The sequence below is a fragment of the Cupriavidus neocaledonicus genome, assembly GCF_000372525.1.
GTDB classification, from domain to species: Bacteria; Pseudomonadota; Gammaproteobacteria; order Burkholderiales; family Burkholderiaceae; genus Cupriavidus; species Cupriavidus neocaledonicus.
Window position 1 is genome coordinate 1 of the sequence record NZ_AQUR01000105.1, and the last position, 25,399, is coordinate 25,399.

General features: G+C 64.7%; 24 protein-coding genes. 13 read left to right on the top strand and 11 right to left on the bottom strand.

The genetic code is table 11. The features are described from left to right. From A3AG_RS31935 to A3AG_RS0124135, 3 genes are all read left to right on the top strand, one after another. Positions 1–281: ISL3 family transposase (locus A3AG_RS31935; protein ID WP_018007875.1), on the top strand; the 281-nt coding region annotated here is incomplete at its 5' end. Continuing rightward, positions 278–958: a hypothetical protein gene (locus A3AG_RS0124130; protein ID WP_018007876.1), complete on the top strand. Its 681-nt coding sequence runs from the start codon at positions 278–280 to the stop codon at positions 956–958. The genes A3AG_RS31935 and A3AG_RS0124130, both read left to right, overlap by 4 nt. 248 nt (positions 959–1,206) lie before the next feature. Further along, a complete protein-coding gene (locus A3AG_RS0124135) occupies positions 1,207–1,854 on the top strand; it encodes a response regulator (RefSeq protein ID WP_018007877.1) in 648 nt (215 codons plus the stop codon). A 31-nt stretch (positions 1,855–1,885) separates the two neighbouring features. On the opposite strand, the gene A3AG_RS0124140 is transcribed toward A3AG_RS0124135, so the two are convergent. Further along, on the bottom strand, positions 1,886–2,284 hold the full coding sequence (locus tag A3AG_RS0124140; RefSeq protein ID WP_026164440.1) for a response regulator: 399 nt from the start codon (positions 2,282–2,284) through the stop codon (positions 1,886–1,888). Between the two features lie 245 nt (positions 2,285–2,529). Between A3AG_RS0124140 and A3AG_RS31940 the strand changes: the two genes are divergently transcribed. Beyond that, the gene (locus A3AG_RS31940; protein ID WP_240619955.1) at positions 2,530–5,370 is read left to right on the top strand and encodes a cation-translocating P-type ATPase; all 2,841 of its coding nucleotides are present in this window, start codon (positions 2,530–2,532) and stop codon (positions 5,368–5,370) included. Between the two features lie 104 nt (positions 5,371–5,474). Here A3AG_RS31940 and A3AG_RS0124150 read toward each other — a convergent pair whose 3' ends face one another. The 4 genes from A3AG_RS0124150 to A3AG_RS0124165 form a co-directional block, all read right to left on the bottom strand. Further along, the gene (locus tag A3AG_RS0124150) at positions 5,475–8,144 is read right to left on the bottom strand and encodes a bifunctional acetate--CoA ligase family protein/GNAT family N-acetyltransferase (protein ID WP_035849572.1); all 2,670 of its coding nucleotides are present in this window, start codon (positions 8,142–8,144) and stop codon (positions 5,475–5,477) included. Between the two features lie 95 nt (positions 8,145–8,239). Then, positions 8,240–8,911, bottom strand: coding sequence for a BON domain-containing protein (locus A3AG_RS0124155; protein WP_338084748.1), 672 nt, complete (start codon positions 8,909–8,911; stop codon positions 8,240–8,242). 73 nt (positions 8,912–8,984) lie between these two features. After that, positions 8,985–9,281, bottom strand: a complete 297-nt coding sequence (locus A3AG_RS31945; RefSeq protein ID WP_018007882.1) for a CBS domain-containing protein — start codon at positions 9,279–9,281, stop codon at positions 8,985–8,987. A gap of 24 nt (positions 9,282–9,305) precedes the next feature. Then, entirely contained in the window at positions 9,306–9,728 is a 423-nt protein-coding gene (locus A3AG_RS0124165; RefSeq protein WP_018007883.1) for an Hsp20/alpha crystallin family protein, read from the bottom strand. A 356-nt stretch (positions 9,729–10,084) separates the two neighbouring features. Between A3AG_RS0124165 and A3AG_RS0124170 the strand changes: the two genes are divergently transcribed. From A3AG_RS0124170 to A3AG_RS0124180, 3 genes are all read left to right on the top strand, one after another. Beyond that, positions 10,085–10,876 carry a helix-turn-helix domain-containing protein gene (locus A3AG_RS0124170; RefSeq protein WP_018007884.1) on the top strand — a complete coding sequence of 264 codons (792 nt, stop codon included), beginning with the start codon at positions 10,085–10,087 and terminating at the stop codon, positions 10,874–10,876. 235 nt (positions 10,877–11,111) lie between these two features. Further along, the gene (locus tag A3AG_RS0124175) at positions 11,112–11,564 is read left to right on the top strand and encodes a universal stress protein (protein WP_018007885.1); all 453 of its coding nucleotides are present in this window, start codon (positions 11,112–11,114) and stop codon (positions 11,562–11,564) included. 38 nt (positions 11,565–11,602) lie between these two features. Continuing rightward, on the top strand, positions 11,603–11,881 hold the full coding sequence (locus A3AG_RS0124180; RefSeq protein WP_018007886.1) for a DUF1488 family protein: 279 nt from the start codon (positions 11,603–11,605) through the stop codon (positions 11,879–11,881). A gap of 209 nt (positions 11,882–12,090) precedes the next feature. Here A3AG_RS0124180 and A3AG_RS0124185 read toward each other — a convergent pair whose 3' ends face one another. Next, the gene (locus tag A3AG_RS0124185; RefSeq protein WP_018007887.1) at positions 12,091–12,345 is read right to left on the bottom strand and encodes a hypothetical protein; all 255 of its coding nucleotides are present in this window, start codon (positions 12,343–12,345) and stop codon (positions 12,091–12,093) included. Positions 12,346–12,503: 158 nt separating this feature from the next. On the opposite strand from A3AG_RS0124185, the gene A3AG_RS0124190 reads away from it, so the two are divergent. Beyond that, positions 12,504–13,343, top strand: a complete 840-nt coding sequence (locus A3AG_RS0124190; RefSeq protein ID WP_018007888.1) for a universal stress protein — start codon at positions 12,504–12,506, stop codon at positions 13,341–13,343. A 114-nt stretch (positions 13,344–13,457) separates the two neighbouring features. Here A3AG_RS0124190 and A3AG_RS0124195 read toward each other — a convergent pair whose 3' ends face one another. Both A3AG_RS0124195 and A3AG_RS0124200 read right to left on the bottom strand, forming a co-directional pair. Then, a complete protein-coding gene (locus tag A3AG_RS0124195; protein WP_018007889.1) occupies positions 13,458–13,646 on the bottom strand; it encodes a DUF3606 domain-containing protein in 189 nt (62 codons plus the stop codon). 115 nt (positions 13,647–13,761) lie between these two features. Further along, the gene (locus tag A3AG_RS0124200) at positions 13,762–14,004 is read right to left on the bottom strand and encodes a hypothetical protein (RefSeq protein ID WP_018007890.1); all 243 of its coding nucleotides are present in this window, start codon (positions 14,002–14,004) and stop codon (positions 13,762–13,764) included. A gap of 300 nt (positions 14,005–14,304) precedes the next feature. On the opposite strand from A3AG_RS0124200, the gene A3AG_RS31950 reads away from it, so the two are divergent. After that, positions 14,305–15,024 (top strand): peptidase associated/transthyretin-like domain-containing protein, encoded by a 720-nt coding sequence (locus tag A3AG_RS31950; RefSeq protein ID WP_018007891.1) that lies wholly within the window; start codon positions 14,305–14,307, stop codon positions 15,022–15,024. Positions 15,025–15,282: 258 nt separating this feature from the next. Then, positions 15,283–17,040: a PAS domain-containing sensor histidine kinase gene (locus A3AG_RS31955; RefSeq protein WP_018007892.1), complete on the top strand. Its 1,758-nt coding sequence runs from the start codon at positions 15,283–15,285 to the stop codon at positions 17,038–17,040. Between the two features lie 19 nt (positions 17,041–17,059). On the opposite strand, the gene A3AG_RS0124215 is transcribed toward A3AG_RS31955, so the two are convergent. Both A3AG_RS0124215 and A3AG_RS34090 read right to left on the bottom strand, forming a co-directional pair. Then, positions 17,060–19,360, bottom strand: coding sequence for a heavy metal translocating P-type ATPase (locus A3AG_RS0124215; protein ID WP_018007893.1), 2,301 nt, complete (start codon positions 19,358–19,360; stop codon positions 17,060–17,062). A 269-nt stretch (positions 19,361–19,629) separates the two neighbouring features. Next, positions 19,630–20,205 carry a hypothetical protein gene (locus A3AG_RS34090; protein ID WP_018007894.1) on the bottom strand — a complete coding sequence of 192 codons (576 nt, stop codon included), beginning with the start codon at positions 20,203–20,205 and terminating at the stop codon, positions 19,630–19,632. A 365-nt stretch (positions 20,206–20,570) separates the two neighbouring features. Between A3AG_RS34090 and A3AG_RS0124225 the strand changes: the two genes are divergently transcribed. From A3AG_RS0124225 to A3AG_RS0124235, 3 genes are read left to right on the top strand one after another with little or no spacing between them, the layout of a single operon-like run. Next, positions 20,571–20,807 carry a DUF2933 domain-containing protein gene (locus A3AG_RS0124225; protein WP_240619967.1) on the top strand — a complete coding sequence of 79 codons (237 nt, stop codon included), beginning with the start codon at positions 20,571–20,573 and terminating at the stop codon, positions 20,805–20,807. Continuing rightward, positions 20,800–21,465: a methyltransferase family protein gene (locus A3AG_RS0124230; protein WP_018007896.1), complete on the top strand. Its 666-nt coding sequence runs from the start codon at positions 20,800–20,802 to the stop codon at positions 21,463–21,465. The genes A3AG_RS0124225 and A3AG_RS0124230 overlap by 8 nt, the downstream gene beginning before the upstream one ends. A 24-nt stretch (positions 21,466–21,489) precedes the next feature. Continuing rightward, positions 21,490–21,750, top strand: coding sequence for a DUF5676 family membrane protein (locus tag A3AG_RS0124235; RefSeq protein WP_026164441.1), 261 nt, complete (start codon positions 21,490–21,492; stop codon positions 21,748–21,750). Between the two features lie 994 nt (positions 21,751–22,744). Here the strand turns inward: A3AG_RS0124235 and A3AG_RS0124240 are convergent. Next, positions 22,745–25,105: a heavy metal translocating P-type ATPase gene (locus A3AG_RS0124240; protein ID WP_240619968.1), complete on the bottom strand. Its 2,361-nt coding sequence runs from the start codon at positions 25,103–25,105 to the stop codon at positions 22,745–22,747. Positions 25,106–25,399: the final 294 nt, after the last annotated feature.

Below are 25,399 nucleotides of genomic sequence, written 5' to 3' on the forward strand. Positions count from 1 at the left end.
GCCTGTGGTTCTATCGCCGCCCGGGATGGGCGCAAAAGGCGTGGGAGCATTGGTGCGAACAAGCAAGGCAGAGCCGAATACCTGCCCTCGAACTGTTCGCCCAGCGCCTGAAAGCGTATTGGCACGGCATCCTTGCCCGATGCCGCCATCCGCTGAATACCAGCGTCGTTGAGGGCATCAACAACACCATCAAAGTCATCAAGCGCCGAGCCTATGGCTACCGTGACGAGGAATACTTCTTCCTGAAGATCAAGGCTGCCTTCCCCGGAATTCCTCGTTGAACCTGATTTTTGCCCGTTCGGTCATCAACGGCGGCCTGCTCGGCATGGTGCTGGGCGGCGGCGTATTTTTCTTCTACTTGAGCCAGTTGCTGGGGCCGGGCAACACGGCGGCGGATTCCGGGGGCGCGGGCGCCATCTTCGCGCTGGCCACGTCTGCGCCGTGGTGGGTGGCCATCCTGCTGCTGTTGTTCGTCGGCGTCTACACGATGCTGGGCGTGGCACACGGGCGCGCACGCGCCATGCAACACCTTGTGGAGGCGCACGGCGACGCCCTGGCGCAGCGCCTGGCCTCTGCATTCGCGGACCGCATCGAAGCCATGCCACACACGCACGGGACGCTGCAGCGCACGGCCGACTGGCTGTCGGTCGACGCCTTGAGCAAGCAACTAGCGCCGGTATTGGGCGAAGGCCGGGCGGTGCGCTCGGCGGTCGCCTTCGTGCTGGACCGCCTGCCAATCAGCGGGATGCTCGCCGATTTGCAATCGTGCCGCGCAGCGCCGCGCGAACCGGCAGCGGGCAACAAAGGCGCGGTGAAGGACCCCGCGCTGCGCGCCATGCTCACGCGCTATATCAGCGAGACTTTACAGGACATAGCGACGCCCTCGAGCGAACCGCTATACATCGCGCTAGGCGCGCATGCGCTCCTGCTGGGCGTGGGACTCTGGCTGTTGTGGTGAGCCGATGCCGGCGGGCCATGGTCCAACCCGCCCTTGTCCAACGAACGCCGGACCGAAGCATCTCAAGATGCGGCGAAAAAGGCACTATTATCTCGGGGCTTTTGCCTCGCCGGCACAAAACCTATAGTCAAATGGCTCGCGCCGCTGGAATCCCCATCAATGCGGGAGCGCGAGCGCTTTGACTGCTCAGGCGGTCTGGCGGGCTTCCGCCCGGCTGTGCGCTGGCCTGGCGACGTGGGAGGCAAGGCATGACACGCGTGATGATTGCGGACGACCATGCCGTGGTGCGCGACGGATTGCGGCATATCCTGGAACGGGCTGGGGTGTTCCAGGTGGTCGGCGAAGCCGCCGACGGCTCCCAGGTGCCGAAGATGGTGAGGGACTGCAGCCCGCAAGTACTGTTGCTGGATCTTTCCATGCCGGGTCGGAGCGGCCTGGAGCTCATCAGGCTGCTGCGTGCCGAAGCGCCGGCATTGCGCATCCTGGTGCTTACCATGCATGCCGAAGAGCAGTACATTGTGCGCGCCTTCCAGGCGGGCGCGGCCGGTTACCTGACCAAGGAGAGTGCGGCGACCGAACTGGTATCGGCGATCGAACAGGTCGCGCGCGGCGGCACTTACGTCAGCCAGGGCATGGCTGCCAAGCTGGCCAGTGGCATCAAGGACCAGACCGACGACCTGCCGCACCTTCGGCTGTCGGACCGGGAACTCGAAGTGTACCGCCGCCTGGTGATGGGAGAGCCCATCACGGCCATCGCTGCCGCCTTGTGTGTCAGCGCAAAGACGGTCAGTACCTACAAGATGCGTCTGATGGAAAAGATGCAGGCGTCGAACGAGGCCATGCTATTGCGCTATGCGATGCGCAACCGCTTGTTCGACGAAGACGCTGACCTGTAGGATCTCCGGGATCCGCCAGGACCACGCAGCATCAACGGCATGCGCTGGCCGCCAGCTTGTCCAGGGTGGCGCGCAGGGCTTCCAGCTCCAGGGTGCGGTCGAAGCAATAGTCGCCACCCGCCTTCAGGCAGGCGTGCCGAAGCGGTTGCGCCAGCGGATCGACCACGACCACCAGGAGGCAGTGCGGCAGGGCCGAGCGGATCGTCCGGATGTCGTGCAGCGCCCGCGCGCTGGCGCTGCGCAATCCGATCACCACGATGTCGGGCCGATAGTGGGTAAGGCTGGCCAGTTCGCCGCTGGCACTGGCGCCGGCTGCGATCACGCGGATGCCGGAAATGCGCGCCAGCATGCTCAGTTGCCGCGACCGCAGCGAACCCGACGGCTCGACGAGATACAGCGTTGGGAAGTGGGGGAGATTGGCATCGGGCATGTGACTAGTGTCGACGCTATCCGGTCCGTGCGAAATAGGTGGCGACTGAAGCTTGAGTCAGGGGCGCAGAAGGGGCTGTCAGGATTTCCTGACAGCCTCGCTTTGACCGGGCCGGATGTGGCCAGGGCACCTTGCGATGCACGCCTCGAACGTTCGCAGCATTGACGAAAGTCAACCGTTACCAGGTACCATGGCCTACGCTTCATTGGCCGGCACAGCCGCGACCGGGCGGCCGCGGCGAACCAATGACACCGATGGCCATGCACCAGGACGAAACGCCGTTGGCAGGTCGTCACACGAACTGCGCCGGGCACGGTAACCCCGGCCTGAACGGGCCGGAACACCAGACCGAGGGCCTGACCGCGGCGCAAGCGTTTGCAAGGTTAGCCGCGCTCGGGCCGAATGCATTGCCGCAATCCCGATCGCGGCCGATCGCAGCGGTATTCCTGCATCAGTTCCGCAGTCCGCTGATCTATATCCTGCTCGTCGCCACGGTGATATCCGTGGTGATGGGGGACATCCAGGACGCCACATTCATTGGTGCCGTCCTGCTGCTCAACGGCATCATTGGCACCGTGCAGGAACATACGGCCGACAAGGCCGCCACCGCACTGCGTAACTTGGAGCAGCCTGTCGCGACGGTGATCCGCGATGGCGAGCAGCGGCAGATCGACGCGGGCGAACTGGTGCCCGGCGATCTGGTCCTGCTGGAGGCGGGTGGCCGCGTCCCGGCGGATCTGGTGCTGATCGAAGCCATCGACCTGCAATGCGACGAATCGCTGCTGACGGGGGAATCGCTGCCGGTGCGCAAGGCTTGCCCGTCACGCGCGACAGGCGGCCCGCCAAGCGGCGCGGCAGACGAATCGCCATGCCTGGCCTTTGCCGGGACCGTAGTGATGCGTGGCCGCGGCCGCGGGATCGTGGAGGCAACCGGCGCGGCTACGCAAATGGGAAGAATCGCCAGCGAACTGGCGCGAAGGACTGTCCTGAAGCCGCCGCTCGTCGTCCGCCTGGAGCTCTTCTCGCGGCTGATCGGCCTGGCGGTGGGCGTCGCCGTCGCGCTGTTGGCGCTTATTGGCTGGTGGCGCGACATGGCCTGGCGTGAACTGTTCATGATGTCGGTCGGGCTGGCGGTCAGTGCCATTCCCGAAGGGCTGCCTGTCGCCATTTCGGTGGCACTGGCCATCGGGATGCGGCGCATGGCCCGGGCCGGCGTGATCGTGCGCAAGATGCCGGCAGTCGAGTCGCTCGGTTCGTGCACCATGATTGCGACCGACAAGACCGGCACGCTGACGATGAACGAACTGGTCGTCACAGAGATCCGGCTGCCGGATGGCATGGTCCTGTCCTGTGACGTGGGGCACGACCTGGACAAGTGCGCGATTCGTGTCGACGGCGAAACGGCCGAAGCGTCGAACCCGCGCGTGGCGGCCTTGCTGAGAGCCGCGGCGTTGCCGAATGAGGCGAAATTGATCCGGGACGGAGACCGCTGGGCGGGATCGGGCGACAGCGTCGACGTGGCGCTGCTGGCGGCGGCGTACAAGGGGGGCGCCGTGGCCGACGAGTTGCGCCAGCGCTTCCCCTTGATCGGCCGGGTTCCCTACGAGCCAGACCTCAGGTACGCCGCGTCGTTCCATGAGCACGAAGCCGGCGTGCGTGTGTTCGTCAAGGGCGCACCGGAAACCCTGATCGGCATGTGCGACCAGGTTAACGCACAGGGTGAGCCGGGTCCGATGCGGCGGGAGCCGCTGCTGCAGCAGGCCAGGACGATGGCGGCGCAGGGACTGCGCGTGCTGGCCTTTGCCGAAGGAATGATCGATGCGGAACCGGACGCGTCCTATGGACACCGCCATCTCGTCAAGCTGACTTTCCTCGGCCTGGCAGGCATGAAGGATCCGGTCCGGCCAGAGGTGCCCGATGCCATCCGGAAGTGCTATCTCGCGGGCATCGACGTGGCCATGGTGACGGGCGATGATCCGGTAACCGCGGCGGCGATCGGCGCGCAGGCAGGCATGCGCTTCGCGCCGGACCAGGTGCTGACCGGCGATCAAATCAGGCAGGCCGGCGCATCGGGGCCGCAAGGCAGCCCGGAGCGGCTGGATGCGTTGACCCGCCACGGAAGGATCTACGCCCGTGTCACTCCCGACCAGAAACTCGCCATCATTCTGTCGCTGGCGAGATCCGGGCATTTCGTTGCGGTCACCGGGGACGGCATCAATGATGCTCCGGCCCTCAAGCATGCCCATGTTGGCGTCGCCATGGGCAGGAAGGGCACGGAGGTGGCCAAGGAAAGCGCCGACATCGTCATCACCGACGACAACTTCGCCTCCATCGTCGCCGGCATTCACGAAGGACGGGTGGCTTACGCGAACATTCGCAAGGTGGTGTACATGCTGGTGTCAACCGGCGCGGCGGAGGTCGTCCTGTTCTTGCTTGCGATACCGCTGGGCCTGCCCATGCCGCTGCTGCCTGCTCAGTTGCTCTGGCTCAACGTTATCACCAATGGCATCCAAGACGTTGCGCTGGCCGCCGAGCGTGCGGAGGGCAACGAGCTGTCCTCCCCCCCGCGCAAGCCCGACGAACCCATTTTTGACCGCGTAATGATCCGCCGCGTCTGCTATGCCATGCTCTTCATGGGCCTCGGGGGCTTTCTCGCCTTCTATGCGTGGCTCCAGGCGGGCTATCCGGTGGATGCTGCGCGCAACCTGCTGCTGCTCTTCTTCGTGCTGGCGGAAAACGTGCAGACCGCGAACAGCCGGTCCGAGCATCGCTCGGTGTTCCGGCTGGGATTCTTCGCCAACCCGCTGCTGGTCACGAGCGTGATGGTGGCGCTGGGCGTGCATGTCGGCGCCATGTACCTGCCTGGACTGAGCGACACGCTGCGCATCGCCCCCGTTACCGGCGTGGCCTGGCTTGGGCTGCTGGGCCTTGCCTCGACACTTCTGGTGGCGATGGAGCTGGACAAGTGGCTCGAGCGCAAGCGGCGCGCCGCGACCCCGATGCCTGGCGACACCGGTTCAGCGCCACCCCTGCGATGCGAACCCGGAAGGACCGGTACGGCGGCCGGGAAGCGGCTGGAACGCTAGCGAGCGCGGGGAGCGGCAAGCGTCGGTCCATCAGGACCGGAATGGAATCCGGGGTGCCCGGCGTTCGAAAGGACGCGCTTGCGCACCGACCCGCGGGCGTCCGTTCAAACGAGCGCAAGATGCAGGCTGACGCAATCTTCGCCGAGGACGGCCTTGACGGTAAATCCGCATCGACGTGCCAGTGCCAGCATGGCAGCGTTGTGCCGCAAGGTGGAGCCCACCAGCGCGCCGGTGCCTCTTGAGCGCGCGTAGCGCACCATCTTGTCGAGCAACAACTTGCCCAAGCCCTGTCCGTGGCAATCCGAGCGCACGGCAATGCCGAACTCGGCCTGGGCGTTGTCCGGATCGGCAACGGCACGCACCTCGCCCAGCATGGCGCCCTGTCCCGACGGATCGGTGGAGGTGACGATGAAGACCATCTCGCGCGCATAGTCGATTTGCGTTAGCCGGGCGAGTTGGTCGTGGTCGGGTTCGCGGAACGCGCAGTAATAGCGTGCGTGCACATCTTCCGCCGTGAGCTGACGGAAATACGCCTGGTATGACGCTTCGTCGCTTGGCCGCACCGGCCGTATGACGTAGCTGCGCCCATTGCAGGTGATGCGCTCCTCCAGCGCCTCCGGATAGGGCTGGATCGACAGTCGCGGCTCCGCTCCGGACGGGACTGCCACGGCGATGCGCGCGTCGAGCGCGATGACGCCATGGGGGCTCGCAAGCAGGGGATTGACATCGAGTTCGACGATCTCCGGGATGTCGCAAACCATGCGCGACAACTGCACCAGGACGTCGAGCAGCTGCTCCCGGTCAATGCCCGGATGCCCCCTCCAGCCTTGCAGCAAGCGGCCGACGCGGGTGCGCGATATCAGGTCCCGCGCGAGCAGCGCATCGAGCGGCGGCAGCGCAACGGCCGTGTCGCGGATATGCTCGGTGTCGACGCCGCCGTGCCCGAACAGCAGGACCGGTCCGAACACGCGGTCTGTCGCGACCCCGGCGATCAGCTCGAAGCTGTCGCTGTGGCTGACCATCGGCTGGATGGTGAATCCATCCAGCCTTGCCTCCGGAAGATCCTGGCGGATTCGTGCCAGCATGTCATGGCCCGCGCTGCGCACTCCGGCGGCGTCGGCCAGTCCCAGCGCTACGCCGCCAGCGGTCGATTTGTGGGTGATATCGGGGGAAAGGATCTTTAGTGCAACCGGATAGCCAAGGCCAGCGGCCTTGTGGACGGCGTCGTCGACACTGTGTGCGGTCTCGGTCGGCACCACCGGGATGCCGTAGGCAGCCAGTACTGCCTTCGCCTCTGGTTCCATCAGCATCTTTCTGCCACCGCTCAGGGCAGCGGCGACTATCCCGCGCGCCAAGACCTTGTCGGCCGGCCTCGAGGTGTCGTCGGCGGGTGGCGTGCGCATCAGCAGTTGCTGGTTTGCGTAGTACTCGCATGCCTGCAGGAAGGCGCGCACGGCTTGTTCCGGCGTCTCGAAGGTCGGCAGGCCGGCACGCTGGCACAGCTGGCGCGCCTGCTGCACCGTCTCACCGCCGAGCCACGCCGTCATCAGGGGCTTTCGCCCTGACTGCGCGCTGACCAGCGCGGCAGCGATTTCCGCCGCCGGCACGATCGCAGTGGGGGCATGGATCATCAGCACGGCGTCGACCTCGGGGGCATCGCAAAGAATGGCGTGCGCTTCCTGGTAGCGCCGGACCGGGGCGTCGCCGATGATGTCGATGGGGTTCGCGCGTGGCCACGTCGCGGGAAGCACCTCGTCGAGCCTTGCGAGCGTCTGGTCAAAGAGGCTGGCCAGCGTGCCGCCGCCGTCCGCGAGGGCGTCGATGGCCATCACGCCGGCGCCGCCACCGTTGGTCAGGATAGCCAGCCTGGCCCCGCGCACACCCTGCAGCCGGGCCAGCATCTCGACCGCGTCGAACAGCGCCTCGGTGGTATCGATCCGCAACATGCCGGCTCGCCGGATCGCTGCGTCGTAGACGCCGTCCGTACCGGCAAGCGCGCCCGTATGGGAAGCGGCGGCGCGTGCCGCCTGCGCGCTACGCCCGGCCTTGATAATCAGTACAGGCTTGCTGCGCGCCGCCGCGCGTGCCGCCGACATGAACCTGGCGCCGTTCCGGACCGCCTCGATATAGAGCAGGATGGCGCGGGTGGCGCTGTCGCGGGCCAGGTAGTCGAGTACATCGGCCACATCCACATCGGCGCTGTCGCCCAGCGAGATGAAGTGTGAGAAGCCGATCTGCCGCGATTTCGCCCAGTCAAGCACCGCCGTGGCCAGCGCGCCGGACTGGGTAGCGAATGCCAGGGTGCCTGCGATGGCCGCACCTGGCGCGAAGCTCGCATTGAGGCGTACGCCCGGAGCGATCAGGCCCAGGCAGTTCGGTCCCAGGACCCTGAGCAGGTAGGGCCGTGCTGCATCCAGAACGGCCTGGCGCATGGCGCCGGCGGCACTGTCCGCCGGCCCCTCGAAGCCCGCGCTGAGCACAATCGCCGCGCGTGTGCCGATCGCACCGAGGGCGGCGACAAGACCTGGGATGGTGGCCGCGGGCGTACAGAGGATGGCGAGGTCGGGCGGCGCGGGCAGCGCCCCGATCGACGGATAGCAGGGCACGCCGGCGAGCGTCGCGTACTTGGGGTTGACCAGATACACCGGGCCGGTGAAGCCACCCGCCATCAGGTTGTCCAGCACCGTGGCGCCGACGCTGAGCGGCCGCCTTGTCGCCCCCACCAAAGCCACCGATCTTGGGCGAAACAGCGCATCGAGATTGCGGATTGTCATGACGGGTAGTCTGCCAGTGAACGCGGGTCGGGTCTGGTAGAAGTCCGTCGCGGGTACCCGCGCGGCGGCTGCCGTCCCATGGCGCGGTCGTGTGCTTACAAGTTGACCCGGATGTCGTTTTCCACGGCGATCATGCCCGGCCCGGCCCACGCTGCCTCCAGCGCCGCCTCGCGTTCGGCCCAGGTGCGCAGGCTGCCGCGCAGCCGGACCACGCCGTCCTTGACCTCGACGGTGACGTGCGCCGCGTCGTCCGTAGCCTGCCGCTCGATCGCCCGCTGGATGCGGTCCTTGACGTCCTGGGGCTGGACCGATGGCTGGACCACGATCGCGTTCGTCACGCCGACCACGCCGCAGAGCCCCGCCACCGCGCGTTGGGCCGCCATGCGCTGGTAGTTCCAGTCAACCGTGCCGGTCAGGGTGACCGACCCATCCTCGACCATGACATGGATGCGATCACCCGGCACCATCGACGTCCACGCCAGGATGTTGCTGGCCGCGCGCGCAATGTCGGCGTCCGTGCGCCGGCATTCGCCGGGCAGGCGCACATCCATCTCTACCGCGATCGCCTTCACACCTGCAACGCTCCGGACCGCTTCCTCTGCCGCATACTTGGCCGCATGGCTGCCGAGGTGGCCGGTCAGCGTGACCACGCCGTCGCGGACCTGGACGCCGACCTCGGCGGCCTCGACGGCCGGATCCCAGGTCAGCGCTTCCATGACACGCTGCTTGAGTTGGATATCGCCTTGCATATCGCCTGTTCCCTTCATCGCTTTGCGCCACTCGGCGCGTCTCCCTCATAAGAGGCAGAGGCGAGTCATGGCCTGGTTTCGAGTTGGTCAATCACTGCCGAGATGCCTGGATCGCGTCGGTTACCGCGGCGTCCTGCGAGATGGCGACGAGACCGCGCGTCATCACGTCGATGACCTCGGTGTGGCAGGGGTCGGAGCCGCTGGCCGCGGCACCGGTAACCATGTCCCGGTCGGTAACCATGCCGACCGCGCGCGTGCCATGGGGGGAATTTTCCGTGACGATCAGCGCGCCGACATGGCGGTCCCGCATCTGCACCGCCGCTTCCTGCAGCGTGCAAGACAGCGGTACGTGAACGGCCTTGGCCGAGCAGATATCCTGATCCCGCATGACATTCTCCTTGTCCGCGCCGCTTCAGCGGATGGTCACGCGCTGCTGCGGCGACGCTTCCTTTTTGGGTAGCACGACCCGCAGCACGCCGTCCTGGAAGCTGGCATCGATATTGTCTGTGTCGATGTTGCCGTCCAGGGTGAAGGCCCGCTGCATCGCGCCGCTATAACGCTCCTGACGAATCACGCGATCGCCTTCCTTGACCTCGGACGCCTTTTCCAGCTTGGCGGTAATCATGACCGTGCCGCGATCCACGCTGACGTTGATATCTTCCTTCTTCACGCCCGGCAAGTCCGCGGTGATGGCATAGCTGGCGTCGGATTCCGTCACGTCAACCTTGAAGGGCAGGTCGGCTTCCGCGCCCAGCCTCAGGTTGCGGAACATGCCCTGCAGCATGTCGCCAAGCGGTTCGATCGAGAACGGGTCATAGCGTCGGATATTGCTCATCGTAGTCTCCGGAAATGCGGCATCAGTGCGAGCCGGGTCTCTTTCACTCTGGCAAGCGCCGGGCATTTCGACTTGTCTTGCATCAAGCCGATAGAAGATTACGTTCGCGCTCCCCCGCAAAGCCGGATGTCGGGCATCCCGCCTGCCGAGGCGCCGGAGGTCCTGGTCAGCCCTGTGTCAGGGAAACCTGACAGGACGGTCCGCAATACTGACGAACAACTCAGCGGAGCCTTCTAGGAAGGGGAAGGGCGTCCACCCATACTTACGGTCAAAAGAACTTGGCACAGGTAGATGCAGACCTCCGACAGGCGGGTAACAGCGGGTCGGAACAGGATGGCCACAGGCCGGAGACAACCATGTATGAGATGCTCAGCAAGGCCGAAGTGCTTACCGACGCGGCCGATACCTTTGCCTCGTGCGAGCCCCGCCCGCCCGTGCCGGCGTCACGGCCTGCCGCGGCAGGCGCCGGAGCGCGCTGCGCCAGTTGCATGATGCGGCACATCTGCATGGCTGCAAGCCTGGAAGCCGATGACGTGGAGCGGCTCGATCGTGCCATGCAGGGGTGGCGGACGGTCAGGCACAACGAACGGCTGTTCCGCGCCGGCGATCCGTTCCGCAGTCTCTACGCCGTGCGGGCCGGCTCCTTCAAGACCGTTGTGACGCCGGAGCGCGGCAAGGAGCATATCTCGGGCTTTTTCATGGCCGGTGACGCCATCGGCATGGACGGCATTTGCGATGAGACGCACGCTTGCGACGCCATTGCCCTGGAGGACAGCGTGGTTTGCGTACTGCCCTACCATCTGCTCGAGGCGCTCTGCCGCGAGATCAAGCCGTTGCAGCGGCAGTTCCACCGCATGCTCAGCGCCGAGATTGTCCGCGAGGCAAACCAGATGATGCTGCTGGGCAACATGTCGGCCGAGCAGCGTGTCGCCAGCTTTTTGCTTGGCATTTCCGCGCGCCATCGCGCCCGCGGCTACTCGGCCACATCTTTCGTCCTGCGCATGACTCGCGAGGACATCGGCAGCTACCTTGGCGTGACGCTCGAAACGGTGAGCCGGACCTTGTCCAAATTCCAGCACGAGGGCTTGCTGGCCGTGCAAGGCAAGTCGCTCGAGCTGCTGAACCTTGACGCGCTGGACGCGCGCTAGTCCCGCTCCTCTGGTCCAGGTGAAAAATGCAAGCAGGCCGGGCAGAAAGGAGGTCGCCGGCTACGCCGGCGATATCAGCCCACGCCTGCCAAGCACTGCCTGCGGCGGATCCGATCATCATGAGTCCATCGGGACTTCCCAGTGGAAGCCGCAACGGCCTTGACACGCGTCAATAGCGCGGCGGTGCGCTGTCCTACGCTGAAATCAATACCTAGACTTCCCCGGAGCCCCAGCCATGTATCACCGCATCCTTGTTGCCATGGACGGCGGCGCCGCATCGGAACTGGCGCTGGATCAGGCGATGGTGATTGCACAAGCCTGCGAGGCGGAAGTGGAGGTAGTCTACGTCGTCGATGATCGCAGCCCATTCATGGACGTGACAGGCCTGGATCCGGTGAGGTTGGTGGAGGATCTCACCACCGCCGGGGAGAGCGTGCTTGCCGCCGCACGGGGCCGGCTGGCCGCGGGCCATGTTCGCCATGCCACCCGGTTGCTCGGCAAGCCGATGGTACAGGAGGATATCGCCATGACCATCGCGACAGAAGCCAACGCCTGGGGCGCGGACCTGATTGTCATGGGCACGCATGGTCGCCAGGGCGTCCGGCGTCTGGTCATGGGCAGCGTTGCGCGCGGGGTCCTCGCCGAGGCGCTCGCGCCGGTATTGCTGGTGCGGGCCCAACCAGCTTAAGCCATTGCGATTCTGGAGGGGCATCACGCCAGTCAGCTATGTCCAAGATCGACTTCATCTGCGATGTACCGGAATATTGCCCGACGGGGCCAAGCTTGCAGTGCCCCGTGAAGGTGGACGGGGTACCGGCGGTCTATGAAATCACTGCGGAGGCGCTCGAAGAGCATTTTGGCGCGCGCTCCTACCGCAGCGAAGACCTGGTTCCCGCATTCCAGCGCCACCGCCAGGACATCGAACAAGTGGCTGGATCCTTGTTCGAGATGACGGGCGCGAAGCATATCGTGCTGCACAGCGGGCATTTCCGCTTTGCGGTGTGATGGGGGCCGTTGCCATGGCGTCCCAGCCCCGGTGCCCTGGTCCGTCAGGCCGCCAGGTATGGCGCACGCTTGCCGTGGCCGCATTGGCGGCGCTTTGCAGCGCCTGCACTTCAGTGCCGGATTTCTGGCGGCAGCCGAGACCGCGCGCCGCGGCGCACGTGCCAGTTGTCCCGGCTGCGGCATACCCGCTGTCCTTCGGTGGCGCATGGCTAATCGTGGTGCAGGTCGATGCCGAAGCCTCCGGCCAGCTCGCAATCTACGATGCCTGCCGCATAGGCAAAGAGCCATTCTTCGGCCTGTTTCAGGCTGGCGGGAGGGTCGGGCCAGTCCGGCGTAAAGCGTATGCCGAGAGTACCGTCCGGCGCTTTGAGTTCTACCCGACCGCACGGCGTGCCGGGCACGACGGTGTCCGGCACGCATAGAACGATCTGAAATCCCTTGTACGAACATTGTGCTTCGGTCATACCCGGCCTCCGGAAGGATCAGGGGCATGCCACCCGATCGTGACTGCGGGCCCCTACGAGGCAATCATAGCCCTGGCATTGGAAGAGGTCTGCCCGTTACCTGCCGTTGAAGGACCGGCGCCGGCCGTACGACAGGGCTTGCTTGATGGAGACAGCTGATGGACTACGCCACGATCCTGGTTCACCTGGACGCCAGCCGGCGCGTGTACCAGCGACTGCACCTTGCCACGCAACTTGCAGTGCAATTCCAGTCGACGCTGGTGGGCTTGCTCGCCGTCGGCAAGCCCGATCCCGCCGGCATGCGCTATCTGGTCGACGGCGACCGCTATCTCGCTTCCTATAACGAATGGCAGTACCAGGTCGGCGAACGGGCGCGGAGTGCGCTGAGGGATGCCACCGATGGGACGGCCGTTACGACGCAATGGCTGGCCCCGGACTGGGCGACCGCTGCCACGATCCAGGCAGAGGCTCGCCTGGCAGACCTGGTCGTGCTCGGACAGCATGAACCGGCTGACGAAGACGCGTACAAGGAGCCGGCCTTCGTCGAATCCATTGTTCTGGAATGTGGGCGACCTGTACTGGTCGTACCGTACGCGGGATGGTTTCCCGGTATTGGAAAGACGATCCTGGTGGCCTGGAACGGGAGCCGCGAGTCTGCCCGCGCCATCGACGACGCTCTGCCGCTTCTCAGGCGTGCGGAGACGGTCAGCGTGGTGTCATGGACGCCGTCAAGCGCGCTGACATATCCATGGTTGTCGCCACCGCAATATGCGGTGGAATGGCTGGCGCGTCATGGGGTGACGGCGCAACTGCAGAGCTTTCCGGTCGACGCTGGCGAGGATATCGGGCAACTGCTCCTGTCGCATGCGGCAGACCGGAATGCAGACTTGATCGTCATGGGGGCCTACGGCCATAGTCGAATCCGGGAACTGGCGCTGGGCGGCGTCACCCGGACACTACTCCAGTCGATGACAGTACCGGTGTTCATGTCGCACTGAACAGGCGCCGATCCAAGCATTAGCGATGCATGTTAGTGACGCAGCGCTATCGGGCGATGGGCAGGCTGGGTGAAGCCGCACTTGGCCGCCGCGCATCGCCGCGCCTGAAAACGGTCAGAAAGGCCGACCTGCCTCCAGGGTCTCCCGCACGGCGGCAATATGATCCCCGGCTGCGCTGACCGCCATCTCCAGCTCCAGTTCGCTGCAATGCAGCTCCCGGCACCAGTACTGCACCTCCAGCGGATCTATCAAATTGACGCGACCCGGGTCCAGTGGCCTGCTCTCGCACTTTTCGTTGCTCATGCTTGACCTCTATTCGTAGTGGTTTCGCGTGACGCGCCCGCAGTCCAGTTTGCCGGCGACGTCCACGAGGGGCTCCATCGCGGCAAGCCGCAAAGCGGGCAGGGCGCCCTTACGGCTAGCGTAGATCGTACTCGCGCATCATTTCGGCGGTGACGGCGCGCACGGTGGTCAGGCAAGCCGCCGGTACGGCAGGAAAGCCATCGATGGTCCAGTTGCAGCCACCGTTGGCTGCCGTGTCGACACGGCGCGGCAACGGGATGCTGCAGTCGCGGAAGGCGTCGCCAAGGTCGGCGCACTCGTGCACGCGCCGCAGGATTTCGTCGCGGATCTGCTCCGCACTGCCGAGATTCTTGATCATGTCGCAGATCCTCCAGCGGTGGTTCTGTGGTTGGAACGCCGTACCTGCGCGCTGCAACGTCATGTGCTCAGCCAGATGGTCGATGGCCCTGGCACCGGTATGGGTCAATCTAGACGCTGCACCCGGATGCGGATTGCGCTGTATCAAGAGGGCCGCGGTATGGCAAAACGCCGGCGCAAAGTCCTGAAACCGGTGCAGCACGCAGCGGGGATCGTCGCTCAGCCTTGACGCGAATCAACGCCATCAGCGCTCTGTCACCTACCTTGTTTGTACGAGGAAACCGAAACGCCGGAAACACCAATGTGCCGCCCCATTCTTCCTGCCACCGATGGCAGCCATTGCGCCGCGTCGGCGCCCGGGAAAGCCCTTGCGCGGGCGCGGGGCACGCAAGCGGAAGCCTATGCGTGCGTCGTCGCGGACAGCCGTGACCTGGTTGCCAGCTTCATCCAAGCCGCCTTGGCGTCGCTGCCGTCATGGGTAAGCGGGTGGTCCAGCGCGGCCCAGGCCATGCTGCGCATTGGATGGCTGCTGGCCGCGATGATGCCGCTATGGGCCTCGGCGCTCACCGGGTGCGCAATTCACTACGATCCCGGGGGCGTTGGCAACGCCGCCATGGTGCCGAATGGGGTCATGTACGCATCCGGGGGAAACGATGAGGCCGATACCAAAGCGATGCTGGCCATCGCCGACCGGTTCAATGTCCGGCTGACGATCGTGGACGCGGTACGCGGCGAGCCGCTCCCGGGAACCGCCGTCTTCCTGGCCGGCAAGAGCGGGGGGGCGACCTTGCATGTCACGGAAGCGGGGCCGATGTTCTATCTTCAGCTCCCGGCGGGGGATTACCGGCTTGCCATTGGCTATCAGGATTGGCTGCAGTTGACGGATATCGTCGTGGACGGACAGCCGCTGGATATGACGTTCCGCATGCCGGCGGAGGTGCCAACGGAGAACTGGCTGTTCTGCCGCAGCGAACCCGCGCATCATGTGGTAGGCGGCAGCACGCGTCACCGCTTCGCATAGCGCGTCGAACAGCGCCTCGTCGCCGGCCAGGTGAGCCGACCAAGTGAAATGGCATGGCGCTAGAGGCACATTTTGCCAATTGATCAGTCGAACTCGCAAAAGCATGGGCGCACAAGATAAGCGCCATTCAGAGCCGGCTTTCCTTTGAGGCGGCAGAGTATCGGCTCGCCCACACATTTTGGTTGCGCTGAGAACACCCCGAGCTATATTGCTGTTCAGAATCCTGCCACACGCACGCGACAGCCTGAAGTTGCCCGTATGACCGGCCAACCTTCCCCCCAGGGCAAGTTCCAGCCATTTGACAGACTACATCCTCGTGCCATCGATTTCACGATCGGCATGGGCACAGTCGCGGCATTCATGGCACTGGCATATCTGGTGCACGAAGCGCTGCTGCGTTACTGGGAGGTTTCATCGCTGCTTGCTGTCTGGCTTGGGGCTGGAATCGGGCTGATGGTCGGACTGTTTCTGGTCCGCAGGCGTAGGGTGAGGCATCGGTCGTCCCAGAAGAGCGCAAGCCTGGAAAAAAATGAAGCGCGCATGTCGGCGATCATTCGCTCGTCAGTGGAGGCGATCATCACCGTGGACAGCGAGCAACGCGTTGTGCTGTTCAACCCCATGGCGGAAGCACTGTTCGCCTGGCCGGCCGAACTGGCTATAGGCCGCCCCCTTGGCGATTTCATCCCCGAACGTTTTCGCGCCGCCCACGAAGAGCATGTGCGCCGGTTTGCTATTACTGGTGTCTCGGAGCGACAGATGGGTCGCCAACGCGCGCTTTTCGCCCTGAGGCGCGACGGCAGCGAGTTCCCGATTGAAGCGTCCATTTCCCAGACGGTTGAGGGCGGGACAAGATTGTTCACCGTCATGCTGCGGGACATCACCGAACGTGCGCGGGCTGACGAGGCGCTTCGTACGAGCCTGCAACGCGTGAAAGACAGCGAAGCGCGGCTGGCGGGCATCATCCGGTCGTCGATGGAGGCGATCATCACAGTCGACAGCGATCAGCGGGTCGTCCTGTTCAATCCCATGGCCGAGACACTGTTCGCGTGGCCTGCCGCCGAGGCGATTGGCCGCCCGCTTGCCGACTTCATTCCTGAACGCTTCCGGCAGGCCCACGAAGCGCACGTGCGCCGCTTTGGCGTGACCGGCGTGTCGGACCGCGCCATGGGGCGCCAGCGCGCGCTGTACGCGTTGCGCCGTGACGGCACCGAGTTTCCGATCGAGGCCTCCATCTCGCAAATCGCCGATCAAGGCACCCGACTGTACACCGTGATGCTGCGCGATATCACCGACCGCGTACGGGCGGAGGACGCCATGCGGCGTTCGCGCGAGGCGCTGCAACACTTGTCGGATAGCATCCTCTCCACCCGTGAGGAGGAGAAGCGCCGCATTGCCCGCGAACTGCACGACGACCTCGGCCAGCGTTTGAGTGCCATGAAAATGGATCTCGCCATGCTCGGCGCCGACCTGAAGGAAGGCAAGAGCATGCAATCCCTGCTGGCGGGCGTTGCGGCGATGAACATTGTGATCGACGAAACCGTGGCCTCGGTGCGGCGCATCGCCAGCGACCTGCGGCCGGCCTTGCTCGATGAGCTGGGGATGCTGCCGGCCATCGAATGGCTTGCCGGTGACTGCGCCAAGCGCTATGGGCTCTCGGTGGTTGTCGATGGGACAGATATCGAGGTGCCCGAACAAGTGGCCATTGCCATGTTCCGTATCGTTCAGGAAGCGTTAAGCAATGTTGTACGGCATGCCAACGCGACGGAAGTCCGTATCCGCGTTGCACATGACCAGGGGCGGCTGGAGTTGCAGGTCCAGGACAATGGCGTCGGTTGGGACAAGGTCGTCGAGGACGATGAGCCACGGAAATCGCTCGGACTGCTTGGCATCCGCGAGCGCGCGCGTTTGCTGGGAGGAACGGTAGACATCGACAGCGCGCCAGGACAAGGCTTCTGTGTGGCAATCAGGATTCCCCAGGCAAAAAGAGAAGATATGGAGGCGGGGCCCGCGGGGTAAGCAGACGTGGCGCCGCGCATCAGCGGGCTGGCGCGTCTTCGCGCAACGCATGGAAGAGTTCGTCCTCCTGGGCACAGTGCAGCCTCAGGACGGCGTCGAGCCCGTAGAGCAGCCGCTGAAGCTCCTGGGTGCGGCCAGGCTCCGGCGCGTCGGGCACGGAGGCGTCGGCCATATGCTGTAGCTGCCGGATGACGCGAAAGATCTCGCGGTGCATCGCGCTCATCGCCGCCAGTGGATCATCGCCCCCGACCAGGCGCGCCAGGTGGGGGTAGAGTTGCGCATCGTCGAGCCGTTCGTGAGGCAAGAGCGTTCCGGTGAGCGCCGCACACAACTGGCGAAGTTCGGAGGCGGCAGCCTGTCCTGACAACGCCGGCACCCTTTCCGCGAGGCTGCGGATCTGCGCCATCAGCGGCGCCAGCGCAGCGTGCTCGCGGTTCAGCCGGTCCGCGGCGGCAGGAGACAGGCGTTCGACGGATGCCGCCGGATCCGCGCGCAGGGCACGCAAGGCATTGGCGATGACCAGTACGTCGATCGCTTCCTGCAGCGCCGCGCCCGCCAGTGGTGGAAGGTATCCGAATGCCGCGGCTGCCATCGCGACAAAGGACAGGCCCATTCCGGTCATGGCACTCTGCGCGGCCAGCCGGCGCGACCGGCGTGCAATGCGAATCGCGTCCACCAGCCGGTCGAGCCGGTCCACGAGCAGCACCACGTCGGCGGCCTCCGCAGAGGCCGCGGCACCGCGCGCGCCCATCGCCACGCCGACGTCGGCGGCAGCCAGCGCGGGCGCATCATTGACACCGTCGCCGACCATCAACACGATGCCATCGTGGCGCGCCGACTGAATTTCAAGTAGCTTTTGCCCGGGGGTAAGGTCCGCGTGCACCTCGGTGACGCCGAGCATGGCGCCAACGGTTTCGGCGACGTCGGGCCGGTCGCCGGTCAGCATGGCGAGCCGCCGTATCCCCGCATTGCGTAGCAGGCGCAAGGCGCGTGGGGTGTCCAGGCGAATCTGGTCCGCGAATTGCAACGCGCCGACCACCACGCCATCCACCGCGACCAGAGAGACCGAGGCGCCCTCGCGGGCAGCCCGCTTCAGGATGTCCTGGCACCAGCTCGGGCCGGCGTCGCCGCCGGCTGCGAAGGCCGGCGATCCCACCGCCACCAGATGGCTGCCGACTCGACCGCAGACACTGGCGCCGGCGGTTTCGGCGACGCCATACGGCAGGTCCAGCGACAGGCCCTGCTCGCGTGCCGCGATGGTGATGGCCTCGGCGGCGACATGCGAGGATGCCTGCGCCAGCGACGCGGCGAGACGCAGCGCTTCGGGTGCGGGCCAGGCAGGCACGCTTTCGATGGCGGCCAGGCGGGCCTTGCCGCTGGTCAGCGTCCCGGTCTTGTCGAAGAAGAGGATGTTGGCCTGGGACAGCGTTTCCAGCGCACCGCCGCCCTTGACCAGCACCCCGTGTCCGGCGCAGCGCGACACGCCGGATATGATCGCTACCGGTACGGCGAGAATCAGCGGGCAAGGGCTGGCGACGACCAGCACCGCCAGCGCCCGGGAGAGATCACCGCTGACAAGCCAGGCCCCCCCGGCAACAATGAGCGTGGCGGGAACAAGCCAGAGGGCGTAGCGGTCGGCCAGCCGCGCGGACGGCGGGCGTTCCGCGCGGGCGGAACACACCAGCCTCGCGACACCGGCGAAGGTACTGTCCGCCGCGGTGGCCGCGGCGACCATCTCGAACGGAGCGCCGGCATTCAGGACGCTGCTGCGTACGGTCTCTCCCGTGGAGCGCTGGCGCGGCACCGACTCGCCCGTCAGTGCCGATTCGTCCACCGTGGCCGCGCCAAGCAGCGCCCCGTCGACGGGCACGACCTCGCCATGCCGGACCAGCAGGCGATCGCCGGGATGAATCGTATCGAGGCCGACCGTATGCCATTCGCCGCCGTCGAAGCGGTTGGCCGACTCGGGGGCGCGGCTGAGCAGCGCCGACATCTCACGCTGCGAACGCGCCTGCGCATAGTTCTCAATAGCCTTGCCGCTTTCGATCATCAGGGCCAGGACGGCGGCGGCGAGGAACTCGCCGAGCCCGAGTGCCAGTCCGATCGCGAGCAACGCCAGCACATCGACGCCTGCCTGCTTGCGGCGCAGCGCCTGAACGATGGCAATGGTCAGCGCAGCGGCGACGACCACCGCACCGGATGCCAAGGTCAGCCGGGCAACCAGCGTCTGGCCGAAGCCGAACAGCAGCAAGCCAGCCGTCAGCGTACTGGCCGCAACCGGCAGCAAGCCGGGGTCGAAGTCGCGAAACCCACCATGCATGGTCCAGATAATTCCCGGAAATGGGCGGCACGCCGTTGTGCAGGGCGCTGGTCCCTGTGGGGTTAGCTCAGCACGAACGCGGGCGAGATGCGACGGGCAGTCGCCAGGCCCGGCTGGCGAACGGCACCAGGCATGCCGGGACCGTACGGAGAAGGTGCGCGCCCTTGCCAACGCATGCCGGCGCGGACACTGAATGGGTGGCGAATCCGTGCTGCGGTGCAAGCAGGCAGGCCAATGGCAGCGCCCCGGAGGCACTGCCGGCCCGGAAACTATCGCTGTGCGTCCGCCGGCTGGTTGCGCATCATGTTCCCCGGCGCCTTCATTCCGTCTCCACCCATCCCCATCCCCATCCCCATCCCCGAACCCATCCCCGAACCCATCCCGGATTCACTCGACATCGCCTGCATCATTTCCTGCATGAGGGCCATGTGACTACCCGCCATATCGCCGCACATCGGCATCTGGGCGGATGCGGTGCCTTTCCCGGCGGTGCCATTGCGCGCCGACATGCCGCCGGGACCTCCCATTGCCATCATGTCCTTGTGCATGATCGACATGGCGTTCTGCATGACCTGATGGCGCTCCGCCAGCAGGGCCTGGCGCTCTTCGGGCGTACTGGCGCGAGACAGCCGCTCCCGGATCGCTCGCAGGTGAGCGACCTGGGCATCCAGCGCGGCATTGCCGGCAACTCCGGGCGCCGCGCCCACAGACTTGGCGGATGGCTTTTTCGGATGGTGCTGCTCGTGCTCCGCGCTCGCGGCCGGCGAAGCCGGCAAGGATGGGGGTGCCCAGCTTATCAGGGTGACCAGGGCGAGAACGCCGGAGAGCCGATGGATGGTGAACATGGGGAACCTCCTATAAAAAAGAAATGGCCTTCCCGGTTCAAGGTATGCGGTACGCACGTCACCGAATTGATTGGGATCAACAAGGGTGCCGGAGGTGACGACGTGGATGATGCGGCGAGATGCCCGTGGGTCCAGCTTGTCGACGCCGGACAAGGCACTGCCAACGGCCGCCCAGGAGGTTTCCAGGGCTCTTGTGGTGGGCTACGTCCGCCGGCGTTTGATTTCCTTGATGGACCGCAAGGGCGAGTGCCTTTCCGCGCCGATACTGAAGAGGAAAGCGAGGCTTTGCCTGCGCCGTGGTATGCGAGGAGGTTTTTATGTCGGACAAGCTGGCAGCGACGAGCAATGATGAGCGCGTTCAAGCAATGAAGCGGCGGCTATCGAGATCAAGGCTGGTGACCGTTGGTTTTCTGCTTGTCATCGGCTACTTTCTCTGGACAGAGCACCGGGCCCATGTCATCCAGGCGCTGCCTTACCTGCTCCTGGCAGCCTGCCCGTTGATGCATCTGTTCATGCACCATGGGCACGGGCATGGTCATCACCGCGCAGAGAAGCGCGCGCAGGAAGGCAAAGAGACATCGTTGGAGGGCGGCGATGACTGAGCAAGCGCAATACGGCTATGGGCTGTGGTCGCTGGTGATCATCAATTCTGCGGTATTCATCGTCTTCGCCTTCAGTTTTGCCAAGCCAAAGACATCTCGTGACTGGCGCTCCTTTGGCGCGTTCTCGGCGTTCATTGTTGCCCTCTTCACCGAGATGTACGGGATTCCCTTGACGATCTACCTCATGCTGCCGTGGCTTTCGGCCAGATTCCCTGGCATCGATTTCCTGTCGCACGACGCGGGTCATCTGCCCGAGATGCTGTTCGGCTGGCAAGGCAATCCGCACCTGGGGCCGTTCCATATCGCCAGCAATGTCCTTATCTTCGGCGGTTTCCTGATGTTGTCTTCCGCCTGGCGCGCTCTATACAAGGCGCAGCAGGAAGGGCGTCTGGCGACGACGGGTCTTTACGCCCACATCCGGCACCCACAGTATGTTGCGTTCATCCTCGTCATGGCCGGCTTCCTTCTGCAATGGCCGACGATTCTTACCTTGCTGATGTTCCCGGTCCTCACCTGGATGTACGTTCGCCTCGCCAGGGCGGAGGAACGGGAAGTGCTGGAGGCGTTCGGCCAGCAATATGAAGCGTACCGCAGGCGGACGCCCGGGTTCCTACCACGGATCCGAATCAGCACGATGTTCCGCGCCAGGCCTCGCTGAAGCGGCGCAACGAAGGAGGCAGCCATAAACCCCGTCAAAACCGGCATCGTACTTTCCGTCACGGTGGTGTTGTTCTATCTGTTGTGTACCCTGGTCTGGATCTCAGTCCCGGAGACGTTCATGGGTTTCATGAATGCGCTGTTTCACGGGCTCGATTTCAGCCGGATCCAGACGAGGCGGGCGTTATCCTGGTGGGATGTCGTGTATCCGGCCATCGTATTCGCGGTCTGGTTTTTCGCTGCCGGAGTCTTCTTCGCCTGGCTGCGCAACCGACTCGGAAAATGAGGATAGGCCTTCGATCACTGCCATCCGCGAGACGGACTCAGGCGCGCAGGTAGGCGCAGAATGCCCGCCCAGTTCGTCATCGAATTCGCGGCGTCCGTACGTCCCAGTAGTGACGCCGGCGGCGGCACAGATGTCCTGGATGGCGACGCTGTCAAGGCTACGCTGGCCCGGCACATTGCGTCCGGCGCGTCGCTGCGCATCGGTGGGGCGACCTGCACGGCTGTAGCGCGGCGGGGTAAAGCCGGCTGCCCATCCAGCGCGGACAACGGCCGGCCATCACGAGTACCCGATGCGACTGCGCTGGCGTCCCAAAACCATGGCCTCCTGGGACAACCGCTCGACCCGGCACTACGCGATCCGGAATTACTTCCCGGTCGTACACGCGCGGCAGCCTCTGGCAGCGCCGAGCGCGCCATGATGAAACTCGTCGTCTGACGAGCGAAGCGATTTTTCCAGGGCGTGCAAATGGTGGCAAGCGATGCCGCGGAAACCATGCAGATGAGCGCCATTGCATTGCAGCGAAACCTGACCAAGCGCGACTCCGATGGAACCGCGCGCGCTGCATCTTCGTGTCGCGGAGGAGCTCGTCAACAAGGGGGATTCTTGCGGAGGTGGCACTGCAGCTGCGTGAGTCGGTGCGGGAAGTTGATTGCGTCGGGTTTCGGGGTCCGCGGGCCGATGACAACAGTGAAACAGCGGATGCGTTCGTACAAGTTTTCCCAGGCGTCTGCAGGACGGGAGCCAAGGGAGATTCCGTGATAACAGGTTTAAAAGCCCTCTGTCCGACGTTTTTCTTCGAGTTCATGCTCGACTGCGTTTCGTATATCGCGCTCGCACTGTCTCGAAAGGCTAAGACCGATCCACACCACAGCGATCGGACATGACAGCAGAAGCAGGCCGATCAACAGAGTGAGCGGCGTTGTTCCAAACAAATAGACGACAGCTGCCGCGAGTAGTGTCGCAAGGGCAGCGCATATCCAGGCCGCCGCGTGTTTCATCTCGTCTCCAGGCTGGGAATCTTTGAGCCAAGTCTTACACGCTTTAGCAATGCGGAGTTGGCTACCACACTTAATGAGGACAGTGCCATGGCGGCTGCTGCAAAGATCGGGTTGAGAAGCCCAAATGCCGCGACGGGGATGCCGATGGTGTTGTAGATGAACGCCCAGAAGAGGTTCTGCTTGATTTTGCGCATCGTCGCGCGAGACAGCTCAATGGCGGCAACCACGTCACGTACGTCATCACGAATCAGAATGATGCTTCCAGTCTCCTTCGCGACATCCGAGCCTGAGCCGATGGCGATGCCGATGTCCGCCGCGGCAAGCGCCGGCGCGTCATTGACGCCGTCTCCCACCATGGCGACGACCTCGCCATGCTTCTGCAATGCATGAATGGTCTCCACCTTATCTTCCGGCATCACCTCGGCAATGACATGCGCAATGCCAACCTGCCTGGCGATTGCCTCGGCGGTGCGGCGGTTGTCGCCGCTCAGTAGCACGACCTTGATGGCGCGTGCCTTCAAAGCGGAGACGGCGTCGCTCGCCTCGGGTTTCACTGTGTCAGCCACAGCGACTACGCCCAGCAGTTGCGTGCCAGAGCCGACCAGCATGGCCGTCTTGCCATCGGCTTCGAGCTTGGCGAGCAGGGTTTCCGCCGAATCGGTCGGGATGCCCTGGCGGGCAAACAACCGCCGGTTGCCCAGCCAGACCTGCTCACCTTCGACGACACCCTGAATCCCCATGCCTGACAATGCGCTGATGCTGGCGGCTTTGGGAATGGTCAGTGCACGATCGCGTGCGGCACGCACGATCGCTTCGCCCAACGGATGCTCGGATCCGGCTTCCACGGCGGCAGCAAGCGTTAGCAAGTCGGATTCCGCTCGTCCGGAACAGGGCATCACATCGGTCAAGGTCGGCTGACCTCGCGTGATAGTCCCGGTCTTGTCAAAGACAACTGCGGTGAGCTTCTCGGCTCGCTCCAGCACTTCACCGCCGCGTATCAGGATGCCATTGTCCGCGCCCTTGCCGACGCCGACCATCAGCGCTGCGGGCGTGGCGACGCCCAGCGCGCACGGGCAGGAGATAATCAGGACGGCCACGAATGCGAGCAGTCCCTGCGGAAAATGGCCAGCGACTGTCCAGCCCACTAATGCCAGGATCGCAACCGAAACTACCGCAGGGACGAAGTAGCCCGTAACCTGGTCCGCCAGCCTCTGAATCTGCGCGGTGCTGGCCTGGGCGTCCTCGACCATCCTGATAATCTGCGCCAGCGCAGTATCGGCGCCGATCTTTGTGGCCTGAAAGGTGAAAGCGCCACTGCGGTTGAGCGTGCCGCCAATCACAGCGGACCCGGGCTTCTTTTCCACCGGCATCGACTCCCCGGTCAGCATCGATTCGTCGACGCTGGATTGGCCATCGGTAACCTTGCCATCGGTAGGGATCTTCTCACCAGGCCGTACAACGACCGCTTCGCCAACCATGACGCTCTCAGCGGGGATTTCCATCTCGGTCCCGTCGCGAATCACGTGCGCGACGGGAGGGCGCAGGTCGAGCAGGCGTCGGACAGCGGCGGAGGACTTTTTCTTGATGATTTCCTCCATGTACTTTCCAAGCAGTACGAAGGCGATAATTACTGCAGACACCTCAAAGTAGACGTCTCTCTCTTCGACCCTGACGGGCAACCAGGATGGAAAGAACAGCACGACGACGCTGTAGAAGTAGGCGACGGACGTCCCCAGCGCAATGAGGAAGTCCATATTGATATTGCGCGTCCGGATGGCGTTCCACGCGCCCTTGTAGAAGCTCCAGCCACCAATGAACTGGACGGGCGTGACGAGAAGAAATAGCCACATCCCCCATGTGAACCAGGGCAACGCGGGAATGGGGGCCCAGGTCACGAGCGTCGCGCCGGCTGCCAGTGCCAGGAAGGCGCCGGCCCGCAGCACCGCCAGCGCGAGCACGCCCGTGAGCGCAATGGTGACGCGCGTCTTCATGGCTTTCAACTCGCGCTCTGGCGACTCGAAGGTCCGAAGGCAGCTCTCGCTGCAGAAGTAGTACTTGCGGTTGCCACGCTCGGCGGACAGGGCCGTAGCCTTGTCCACCATCATTCCGCAAATGGGGTCCTTGGCGAGTTCCCTGGCGGAGCGGCCCGCCAGCGCGGGGGCCGCCGCAGGGCCAGGGGATGCGCCCGCTGGGCTCACCATGCCAGAGGGCCCAGTGGAACGACTTTTGTCAAAGGGGCGAGAAGTATACTTCGCCGGGTTCGCAAGGAATGCCTGCTCGCAGTGCGACGTGCAGAACCAATATCGCGTCTGGTCGACCTCCGCGCTGGCGGCGGCTTCCCTTGGGGAAAACTCCATGCCGCAGACCGGATCACGCACGAGCGGCGGGGAGACGGCTGGGCTCGGGGCCGCCGTTGGAACTGCCGGCGGGTTGGTAACGACGGTGGGACTGGTCGGCATGCCATCCGCTCCTTGGGGCGATCAGGAGGATCTGCAGCGAAGCACTGCATTTTCATTCTTGGCGATCAGCCGATCTGCTCCTTGATTTCCATCAAGCCTTTATGGGCGGGATGGCAGCGGAATGAGACAGCGCAAACGCGTGTGTCCGGTCATGCGGAACATACGAGAATGCCATGCCGAGTGGCTGCTCGA